The organism is Phenylobacterium aquaticum, from assembly GCF_947378715.1.
In the GTDB taxonomy this organism is placed as follows: Bacteria; Pseudomonadota; Alphaproteobacteria; order Caulobacterales; family Caulobacteraceae; genus Phenylobacterium; species Phenylobacterium aquaticum_A.
Window position 1 is genome coordinate 1 of record NZ_CANCLE010000149.1, and the last position, 9773, is coordinate 9773.

Annotated in this window: 10 protein-coding genes and 1 tRNA gene; 3 read left to right on the forward strand and 8 right to left on the reverse strand. The window is 71.5% G+C overall.

Annotation, left to right across the window (positions count from 1 at the left end; translation table 11 throughout):
• Positions 1–5: 5 nt before the first annotated feature.
• Both Q7P21_RS16435 and Q7P21_RS16440 read right to left on the reverse strand, forming a co-directional pair.
• Positions 6–82: transfer RNA gene (locus tag Q7P21_RS16435), tRNA-Arg, on the reverse strand.
• A gap of 96 nt (positions 83–178) precedes the next feature.
• Entirely contained in the window at positions 179–1201 is a 1023-nt protein-coding gene (locus Q7P21_RS16440) for a P1 family peptidase (RefSeq protein ID WP_304177951.1), read from the reverse strand.
• A 142-nt stretch (positions 1202–1343) separates the two neighbouring features.
• On the opposite strand from Q7P21_RS16440, the gene ggt reads away from it, so the two are divergent.
• Positions 1344–3020 carry a gamma-glutamyltransferase gene (ggt, locus tag Q7P21_RS16445; protein WP_304177960.1) on the forward strand — a complete coding sequence of 559 codons (1677 nt, stop codon included), beginning with the start codon at positions 1344–1346 and terminating at the stop codon, positions 3018–3020.
• Here the strand turns inward: ggt and Q7P21_RS16450 are convergent.
• From Q7P21_RS16450 to Q7P21_RS16465, 4 genes are all read right to left on the reverse strand, one after another.
• A complete protein-coding gene (locus Q7P21_RS16450; RefSeq protein ID WP_304177953.1) occupies positions 3017–4510 on the reverse strand; it encodes a HAMP domain-containing sensor histidine kinase in 1494 nt (497 codons plus the stop codon). The two genes, ggt and Q7P21_RS16450, sit on opposite strands and share 4 nt — an antisense overlap.
• A 77-nt stretch (positions 4511–4587) precedes the next feature.
• Positions 4588–5631 carry a quinone-dependent dihydroorotate dehydrogenase gene (locus Q7P21_RS16455; protein WP_304177955.1) on the reverse strand — a complete coding sequence of 348 codons (1044 nt, stop codon included), beginning with the start codon at positions 5629–5631 and terminating at the stop codon, positions 4588–4590.
• A complete protein-coding gene (locus Q7P21_RS16460; RefSeq protein WP_304171148.1) occupies positions 5628–5969 on the reverse strand; it encodes a DUF952 domain-containing protein in 342 nt (113 codons plus the stop codon). Before Q7P21_RS16460 ends, Q7P21_RS16455 begins: the two co-directional genes overlap by 4 nt.
• A gap of 8 nt (positions 5970–5977) precedes the next feature.
• Positions 5978–6475 (reverse strand): histidine phosphatase family protein, encoded by a 498-nt coding sequence (locus Q7P21_RS16465; RefSeq protein WP_304171146.1) that lies wholly within the window; start codon positions 6473–6475, stop codon positions 5978–5980.
• A gap of 94 nt (positions 6476–6569) precedes the next feature.
• Here Q7P21_RS16465 and Q7P21_RS16470 point away from each other — a divergent pair, with 94 nt between their 5' ends.
• Together Q7P21_RS16470 and metW are read left to right on the forward strand one after the other, a co-directional pair.
• Entirely contained in the window at positions 6570–7727 is a 1158-nt protein-coding gene (locus Q7P21_RS16470; protein WP_304177956.1) for a homoserine O-acetyltransferase, read from the forward strand.
• Positions 7724–8380 carry a methionine biosynthesis protein MetW gene (metW, locus tag Q7P21_RS16475; RefSeq protein WP_304168060.1) on the forward strand — a complete coding sequence of 219 codons (657 nt, stop codon included), beginning with the start codon at positions 7724–7726 and terminating at the stop codon, positions 8378–8380. The genes Q7P21_RS16470 and metW overlap by 4 nt, the downstream gene beginning before the upstream one ends.
• Positions 8381–8413: 33 nt before the next feature.
• On the opposite strand, the gene Q7P21_RS16480 is transcribed toward metW, so the two are convergent.
• Both Q7P21_RS16480 and Q7P21_RS16485 read right to left on the reverse strand, forming a co-directional pair.
• Complete coding sequence (locus Q7P21_RS16480; protein WP_304168055.1) at positions 8414–8779, reverse strand: hypothetical protein; 366 nt, start codon at positions 8777–8779, stop codon at positions 8414–8416.
• Positions 8745–9773 (reverse strand): autotransporter domain-containing protein (locus tag Q7P21_RS16485; protein WP_304177958.1); only part of this gene is annotated, 1029 nt, incomplete at its 5' end. The genes Q7P21_RS16485 and Q7P21_RS16480, both read right to left, overlap by 35 nt.

Below are 9773 nucleotides of genomic sequence, written 5' to 3' on the forward strand. Positions count from 1 at the left end.
GAAAATGGCGCGCCCGGAACGATTCGAACGTCCGACCCTCAGATTCGTAGTCTGATGCTCTATCCAGCTGAGCTACGGGCGCGCAGAGCCTTACGGCAAGGGCGCGGAACCTAGTCGCGGCTCGCGAAAAGCGCAAGCCGGTCTGAGCAGGAATTTTCAGGCGGCCGCCAGGGGTCCCTCAGAGGTCGCGCCAGGCGCGCACGCCGGGCCAGGGCGTGGCGGCGTGGACGCCCCGGGCCACGGCGCGGGCCAGACAGTCGGCGGCCAGCGCTCCGATCCGGGCGAGGGTGAAGTTGGCGTCGGCGCCCATCGGGCGGCGGCCGGTGGAGAGTGCGAAGACCACGTCGCCGTCGAAGGGAGCGTGGATCGGGCGGATGGCGCGGGCCAGGCCGTCCTGGGCCATGATCGCCACGCGCCGGGCCTGGGCCGGGGTCAGGACCACGTCGGTGGCGACGCAGGCGATGGTGGTGTTCATCCGCTGCTGGGGGTCGGCCTTGGCCAGGCCCCAGTCATCGGGGCCGGCGGCGAGGCCGCCCGCGCCCAGGCCGCCGAACTCACCGGCCAGTTCATAGGGCGCGGCCCAGAAGGCGCGGCCGCCGGGCGCCGTCACCGCGCCGAAGCTGTTCACCGCCACGATGGCCCCCACGGTCAGCCCATCGGCGGCGACCACCGAGGCCGAGCCCGTGCCGCCCTTGAGGCTGCCGGCCATGGCGCCGTAGCCGGCGCCGGCCGTGCCCAGGTCGAACTCCAGGCCGGCGGCGGCCACCGCCTCGCGGCCCAGGCGGCGATAGGGCGGCTCCTCGCCCCAGTCGCGGTCGCCGCCATTGGCGACATCATAGAGGATGGCGGCCGGCACCACCGGCGAGGGCGGCACGCCGGGCCGGGTGACCAGGCCATAGCCGCGTCCCCGCGCGCCCAGCCAGGCCGTCACCCCGTCGGCCGCGGCCAGGCCATAGACCGAGCCGCCCGCCAGCACGATGGCGTCGACAGCGTCGACCAGGTTCTCCGGGTTGAGCGCATCGGTCTCCCGGGTGCCGGGCCCCCCGCCCCGCACGTCGCAGCTGGCCACGGCGCGGTTGTCGGGCAGGATCACCGTCACCCCGGTGCGGGCCGCGACGTCCTGGGCCTGGCCGATCTGCAAGCCGGGCACGTCGGTGATCAGATTGCGCAATCCGGGGGCGGCGTCAGGTCTTTCGGTCATGGGGCCACGAAGTGCACGGCAGGACGTTTGTTGTCCACGCGCGGGTCGCTATGTTGGAAAGATCAACTTGAAGCCATTGTTTCGCGAGTTCGCCTTGTCCTCCATTCAGCGTTCTGTCCTCGCCCTCGCCGCCGCCCTGGCGATGGCCTCCGCGTCCCTCGCCTCCGCCGAGGCCAAGCCGAAGGCCCCGGCCGCCGCGCCGGCCTCCAAGGGCATGGTCGCCGCCGCCAATCCGCTGGCCGTGGAGGCGGGGCTGAACGTGCTGCGCAAGGGCGGCTCGGCGGTGGATGCGGCGGTGGCGATCCAGGCGGTGCTGGGCCTGGTGGAGCCGCAGAGCTCCGGCCTCGGCGGCGGGTCGTTCATGACCTATTACGACGCCAAGACCCACAAGGTCAGCGCCTATAACGGCCGCGAGACCGCCCCGGCCGGCGCGACGGCCGACATGTTCACCGGCCCCGACGGCAAGCCCCTGCCCTTCATTCAAGGGTTGCTCAGCGGCCGCGCCACCGGCGTTCCGGGCGCGATCGCCATGCTGTCGCTGGCCCAGTCCCAGCACGGCAAGCTCGCCTGGTCGCAACTGTTCGCCGACGCCGAGCGCCTGGCCGACCAGGGCTTCGTGGTCAGCCCGCGCCTGGCCGGCATGATCGTCGGCCCCGCGCCCCAGGCCAAGGAGCCGGACGCGCTCGCCTATTTCACCAAGCCGGACGGGACGAAGTACCAGGCCGGCGACACCCTGAAGAACCCGGCCTATGCGGCCACCCTGCGCAAGCTCGCCGCCGAGGGCCCCAAGGCCCTGCTGGAAGGTCCGATCGCCCAGGACATCGTCAATCGCACCACGCAAGGGGCCTTGCCCGGAACCATGACCCTGGCCGACCTCAAGGGCTACAAGCCCAAGGTCACCGAGGCGGTCTGCCGCCCCTATCGGGTCTATGTGGTCTGCACGCCGCCGGCCCCCTCCGGCGGCCCGGCCCTGCTGGAGGGCCTCGGCATCCTCGCCAATACCGATATCGGCAAGTACGGCCCCGACAAGGTCCAGGGCTGGTACCTGATGAGCCAGGCCGAGCGGCTGATGTATGTCGACCGCGACCGCTATTACGGCGACCCGGATTTCGTCGACGTGCCGATGGCGGGCCTGCTCGACCCGGCCTATCTGAAGGCCCGCGCGGCCCTGATCAATCCCGACAAGGCCGGCCCGGCGCCCACGCCCGGCACGCCCAAGGGCGCCGGGATCCGCGCGCCGGACGCCACGAGGGAGCCGGGCGGCACCACCCACATGGTGATCGTCGACGCCGCCGGCAACGCGGTCTCCATGACCACCACGGTGGAGAGCATCTTCGGCACCGGCCGGATGGTCGACGGCTTCTTCCTCAACAACCAGCTGACCGACTTCTCCTTCGCGCCGAAGGAAAAGGACGGGGTGGCGGCGGCCAATGCGGTGGCCGGCGGCAAGCGGCCGCGCTCGTCCATGGCCCCGGCCATCATCCTGGACCGCAAGGGCCGGCTGGCCGGCCTGGTCGGCTCGCCCGGCGGACCGGCGATCCTGGCCTATAACCTCAAGGCCCTGGTCGGCGTGCTGGACTGGAAGCTCTCGATGCAAGAGGCGGTCGCCCTGCCGAACATGATCGCGCGGGGCGACACCTACGCCTCCGAGCCCGCCAAGTTCGCGCCGGGCGTGGTCGACGGCCTGGCCGCCAAGGGGGTCAAGGTGATGGCCGGCTTCGGCGGCGAGGGCTCCGGCCTGCACGGCATCATGGTCACGCCCAAGGGCCTGGAGGGCGGCGCCGATCCCCGCCGCGAAGGCGTGGCCCGGCAGCCCTAATCCGCCGCGGGCTTCTTCTTCCGAACCCGCCTGGGCTTGTCGAGCCTGGGCGGAACGCCCGGCAGGCGCAGCTCGAACACCGCGCCCTGGGAGCCGGTCTCAGCCAGCGTCAGGTCGCCGCCATGGCCCTGGGCCAACTCGCGGGCGATGGCCAGGCCCAGGCCCGCGCCGCCGGGGCGGCTGGAGCCGGCGAAGGGCTGGAACAGGCGCTCGCGGGCCCGCTCGGGCACGCCGGGGCCATTGTCCGCCAGGCGGATCAGACCGGACAGCGGCTCCTGGATGAAGCTGGCGCGGATGACGCCGGGCTCGGTGCGACCCGGCTGTTGCTCGATGGCCTCGCGGGCGTTCTTCAACAGGTTGACCAGGATGCGGTGCAACTGGTCGGGGTCGGCCTGGACCTGGACAGCGGGGTCGACCTCGTTGGAGAAGCTCAGGCCCTTGTCCACCAGGCGGGCCTCTTCCGCCGCCATCTCCAGGGCCGGCGACAGCGGGGTCGGACGCGCGTCGGGCGCCGCCTCCTGGGTCTTGCCATAGGCCAGCACGTCGGAAGCCAGCTTCACGGCCCGGTCGAGGGCGCGCTCCAGGCGCGGCAGGGCCTGGGCCACCTGGGGGTCCTTGACCGTCGCCAGCCGCTCCGAGGCGATCTGGGCGCTGGTCAGCATGTTGCGCAGGTCGTGATTGATCTTGGCCACCGCCTCGCCCAGGGCCGCCAGCCGGGCGCGGGCGTTGAGCGCCACCCGCAGATCGGCCTGCATGCGGTCGAGCTCCACCTCGGCGCGGCCGATCTCATCGCGGCGGCCAGAGGGCTCCAGATGCGAGGCGGGATCGTCCGGGTCGGCCCGGAACCGCTCCATGGCGAAGGTGATCCGCTGCATGGGGCGGACCAGGAACAGATTGAGCGACAGATAGACCAAGAGGCCGGCCAGTCCGGCGACGAAGCCGGTGACCAGCACCAGGCGGCCGACATAGACGCTGAGCGCTCGCTTCAGCTCGACGTCGGGGGCGACGATCTCGACGAAGTCGGCCTTGCGGAACCGCGGCTCGGCGATCACCCGCACCATGCGGCCATCGCCGCCGAACAGGGTCTGGAACGGCGCGGTCAGCCAGGAGACGGGCGCCTGGTCGCGCAGATCGACCAGATAGGGCGCCTGGGCGAGCTTTGGCCCCTGTAGCACCAGGCGGCGCAGCCCGTCGGCCTGGATGGCGATGGTCTCCACCCCGGCCCCGGTCAGCAGCTGGTCGGAGAGTTGCTTGGTGACCCCCCGGTCGGGGGCGACCTCGGTGGAGAGCGAGGCCAGTTCGGCGGCTCGCACCCGGTCGAGCAGCCACTGCTCCTCGAAGGCCGCCATGGTCGGCGGCAGGGCCAGCGCGCCGGCGCCGGCCACGAACAGGGTGGTGAGGATCAGCAGACGCGCGGACAGGCCGCCCGGCCAGAAGAAACGCCTTCCGGGGCGCCTCCAGGACGTCTGAGGCTCAGGGGCGTCGGCCATGACGACTCCCCGTTACGGCATCGCGAGGACTTGAGCAACGCGGGCCGGCCTCGCGTCCTGCGCGAATCGCCGCGCGGTCAAGATGCGCCCACCGCCTCACCGACGGCGCCGAAGCCGTCGGCGCGCAGGCGAAGGGCCAGGTCGCGCCGGATCCGGGTCACCAGGCCCGGGCCGCCATAGACCATGGCCGAATAGAGCTGGACCGCCTGGGCCCCGGCCCGGATGCGGGCATAGGCGTCGGCCCCGGAGGCTATGCCGCCCGCGCCGATCAGGGCCGTGCGGCCGGCAGAGGCGGCATGGAAGGCGCCCATCATGTCCTGGGCCAGGGACCGCAGCGGCGCGCCGGACAGTCCGCCGGTCTCGCCCGCATGGCGGCTCTTCAGCGGTGGCCGCGAAATGGTGGTGTTGGAGACGATGATCCCGGACAGCCCCTGGGCGACCACGGCCTCGACAATGGCCTCGACCTCGCCGTCCTCCAGATCCGGGGCGACCTTCAGGAACATGGGGACGCGGGACGCAGGCTGCAGGGCGGCGGCGGCCTCGCTCACCCGGCCGAGCAGCTCCTCCAGGGCGGCCTTGGTCTGCAGGGCCCGCAGGCCCGGCGTATTGGGCGAGGAGATGTTGAGGGTGAAATAGCTGGCCAGGCCCCAGAGCCGCGTCAGGCCGGTGACATAGTCGCCGATCCGGTCGGCAGCGTCCTTGTTGGCCCCGATATTGGCCCCCACCACGCCGGGGCCCCGCCGCTTCAGGCGGGCGGCGAAGGGCTCCAGCCCCTGGTTGTTGAAGCCCATGCGGTTGATCACCGCCTGGTCCTCGCTGAGCCGGAACAGACGCGGGCGAGGATTGCCGGCCTGGGGCAGGGGCGTGACCGTGCCGCATTCCACGAAGCCGAAGCCGGCGGCCAGCATGGGAGCGAACACCTGGGCGTTCTTGTCGAAGCCCGGGGCCAGGCCCACGCAATTGGGCAGGGAAAGCCCGCCGACGGTAGCAGCCAGGATCGGATCGGCGGCGGCGGCGCGAGGTCCCAGGCCAGCCTCCAGGGCGCGGATCGTCACCCCATGGGCGTCCTCGGCGTCCAGCAGATGCAGGGCCCGGGCGAGCCCGTCGTGCAGCAGGCTCATGGCAGGATCCCGATCGCCGGGATCCCGTCGGGGCCCAGGGGCGCCTCATGGACGGCCCGGACCATGGACCGGTCCAGCACCCCGTGCAGGTGGGGGAACAGGTCGCCGCCCCGGGAGGGCTCCCAGCGGAGGGCCGGGCCCAGGTCGTCGGCCTCGATCTCCAGCACCACGAGATCGGACTGGCCCGCGAAGTGCCGGCGCGCGGTCTCCTGCGCCTGCACGGCGGTGGAGAAATGGATGAAACCATCCGCGTGATCGACCGCTGAACCGTCGAACCGGCCGGCGATCAGGACCTCGGCCCAGTCGGCCCGGGGCAGGATCTTGTAGATGCGCGTCATCTCCGGGATCAGCTCCGGTCGCGAGGGAAGAACAGCCCGTCATAATGCGGTCGCCCGGCCGAATCGATCAGGAACACCGCCGCGGCCGCGGTCGGGAACCCGGCCTGCACCCGGGAGATCAGGGCGCCGCCGGCCGAGGCTTCCATCAGCAGCCGGATGGCCAGTTCCTGCAGGCCGGGATTGTGCCCGATCACCAGCACGCAGCGGGTCTCCGCACCGGCCGCCAGGGCTGCGCGGCGGAACACCTCGGCCTCGGCCAGGTAGAGGCCGTCCTCGAACTGGGCCCGGGCCTTGGGAAAGGAAGTCGCCAGCCCTGCCCAGGTCTCGCGGGCCCGCGCCGCGCCGGAGACCAGGGCGAGATCGGGGATCAGGCCCAGCTCGGCCAGGGTCTCTCCCATACGCGCGCTCTCGGTCTGGCCGCGCGCCGACAGCCGGCGGTCGAAATCATCGCCGCTCTCAGAGTCCCGCTCGGCGTCGCCGTGCCGCAAGAGGATCAGCCGGTCCATACTCACTCCATCGCCCGTAGGACGGTTCATAGCGGGCTCGGGCGCGCGCGCGAAGCGGTTGACAGAGATTACGCCCCGCTGTCCAAGCGGCGCGATGAGCGAAGCGGCGACAGCGACCCTTGATGAGGCGTCCGGCGGCGGAACCTGGCGGTTCCCGGCCGACCAGCCCCTGCGCCTGGACTCCGGCGCCCAGATCGCCCCGCTGGAAGTCGCCTACAAGACCTATGGCAAGCTCAACGCCGACAAGACCAACGCCGTCCTGGTCTGCCACGCCCTGACCGGCGACCAGTACCTGGCCTCGACCCACCCCGTCACCGGCAAGCCCGGCTGGTGGACGCGCGTGGTGGGTCCCGGCCTGCCGCTGGACCCCGCCCGCTATTTCATCATCTGCAGCAATGTGGTCGGCGGTTGCATGGGCTCGACCGGCCCGGCCTCGATCAATCCCGAAACCAGCGCGCCCTATGCGCTGGCCTTCCCGGTGATCACCATCGCCGACATGGCGCGGGCCCAAAAGATGCTGGTCGAGGCGCTCGGCATCGAGACCCTGTTCGCGGTGGTCGGCGGCTCCATGGGCGGGATGCAGGTCCTGCAGTGGGCGGCGGACTATCCGGAAAAGCTGTTCTCGGCGATCTGCATCGCTGCGGCCCCGCGCCACTCGGCCCAGAACATCGCCTTCCACGAGGTCGGTCGCGCCGCGATCATGGCCGACCCCGACTGGCGGGCCGGCGCCTATGAGCTGGCCGGGGTGCGGCCCGACAAGGGCCTGGCCGTCGCCCGCATGGCCGCCCACATCACCTATCTGTCGGAATCGGCCCTGCAGCGGAAGTTCGGCCGCGAACTGCAGCGCGACGGCCTGTCCTGGGGCTTCGACGCCGACTTCCAGGTGGAAAGCTATCTGCGCCACCAGGGTTCGAGCTTCGTCGACCGCTTCGACGCCAACTCCTACCTCTACATCACCCGGGCGCTGGACTATTTCGACCTGGCCGCCGAGCACGGCGGGGTGCTGGCCCAGGCGTTCCGCAAGGCGCGCGATGTGCGCTTCTGCGTCCTGTCGTTCTCATCCGACTGGCTCTATTCGACTGCGGAGAGCCGCGACATCGTCCGCGCCCTGAACGCCGCCGGCTGCCGCGCCAGCTTCGCCGAGATCACCACCGACAAGGGCCACGACGCCATCTTCCTGGACGAGCCGGCCCTGGACTCCGCCCTGCGCGGCTTCCTGGCCTCGGCGGCGGAAAAGCGGGGGTTGGCGTGAGCCCGGCCCCGGTCCGCGAGGATTTCCGCGAGATCCTGCGCCTGGTCCGCCCCGGCAGCCGGGTGCTGGACGTCGGCTGCGGCGAGGGCGAGCTGCTGGAGCTGCTGACCCGCGAAAAGGGCTGTGACGGCCAGGGGCTGGAGATCTCCACCAAGGGCGTCTCGGCCTGTCTGGCGCGCGGCCTGGCGGTGGTGCAGGGCGACGGCGACCGCGACCTCGACCATTTCCCGACCCAGGCCTTCGACTACGCCATCCTGTCCAAGACCCTGCAACAGATGCGCGAACCCAAGCACGTGCTGTCCGAGCTGCTGCGCATCGCCGACAAGGCCGTGGTCTCGGTGCCCAATTTCGGCCAGTGGCGGGTGCGCTGGGCCCTGCTGGCCAAGGGCCGCATGCCGGAGACCAAGGCCCTGCCCGACCCTTGGTATTCCACGCTCAACATCCACCTCTGCACCCTGCACGACTTCACCGCCCTGTGTGACGACCTCAACCTGCGGATCGATGCCTGCGCGGCCCTGTCCAATGGCAAGCCGGCGCGGCCGATCGATCCCACACGGGCGATCGAGAACTGGCGGGCGGAAACCGGTCTGTTCCTGCTGAGCCGTAAGTCCGATCCGACGACTGCGGCGCCGCGCCAGGACCTGTTCGGCTAGGCCAGCCAGCTGGAGCATTTTCCAAAAAGTGCTCTAACTTTTTGAACCAGAACCCTTTTCATCCGATCTGGTTGATTCAACCAGATCGGAAAGGGCTCTCGGCGGCGGCAGGCCGCGCAGCCGGCGGAGGTCGACCCAGGCCAGGGCCAGCTCGGCCAGGCTCATGAAGGCGATGACCACCAGGGGCGTCTCGGCGACCGCTCGCCAGTCGGCGACCCCCAGGCCGATGGCGGTGATCAGCCCGGCGCAGGCCATGACCGCCGACAGCCTCAGCCAGCCGGTCGAGGCGCCCTGCCGGCAGAGGTCGGCGACGCCAAGCGCTATGGCGGCCAGGCCGCACAGGGCCTCCGGACCGCCCACCCGCCTAGAACACCAGGCGGGCGGCGATGCGGGCGTCATAGGTCTCATAGCCGTCGCGGACCTCGCCGCCGGCCTCCATCAGCAGGTCGACATATTCGCCCTGGGCGTGGAGGGCGATGCGCGCCACCGCGCCACCGCCCGACAGGTCCGGCGCGGCGATCTGGAAGGCCGGGCCGCCGGCGACGAAGCGCGCGGTCGTGACGCCCGCCCCGTCGCCGGACACCTGGCGCCAGCCTAGCGTGAGCTCCGGGGACCAGGCGAAGGCGCTCTCCACGCCCCACCGGCCGCCCACGGTCACGCCCGCGAAGGCGCCAAGCTGCTGGCCCGTACGATCCTCGACCTTGAGATCGACCGCCGCCCCGCCGCCATGCTCCTGGCGGCCGTCCTCCTTCAGCAGGAAATAGTCGGCCGTGACTTCCGGCCGGGCGTAGAGCCGGCCCGCGTCCAGCCGCCATCCGAGGTCGGCATGGACGGCCAGGGTCTTGCCGCGCCAGTCCGACTTGGCCAGCCGCGACAGGCCAGAAGCGGCGTCCGAGACCGAACGCGCGCTCTTCATCCAGGCATAGCCGCCATTGACCGCCAGGGCCGCGCTGAGCCCGTCGCTGTCGCCGCGCCAATAGACGCCGATCTGGGCGAGGGAGCCGTCGAGGGACTCGGCCGCCGCCGAACCCTTCTCATCGACATTCACCCCCAGGAAGCTGGTCTGCAGGCCCAGCACGCCGAGCTCAGTGGGCGGGGTCTCCACCCCGCCGGCCACGCCGAATCCAGTCCCGTCATAGCTGGAGGCGCGGTCCAGATCGCGGCGGACGATGAAGGCGATCTCCTGGGTCCAGCCGCGCAGGCCGTCTCCCAGCAGGCGCGGGGCGTCATGGTCGGCGGCCCGACCCGCCGCCTGGGCTCCCGCCGCCATCACCTGGAACAGGCCGCCGGAATGGTCGGGCAGGAACTGGTCATAGAGCTTCGCGAAGGCCGCGCCGTCGGTCTTGCCCAGCAGGGCGTCGCGCACGCCCGCGTCGCGATCGAAATTGGCGAA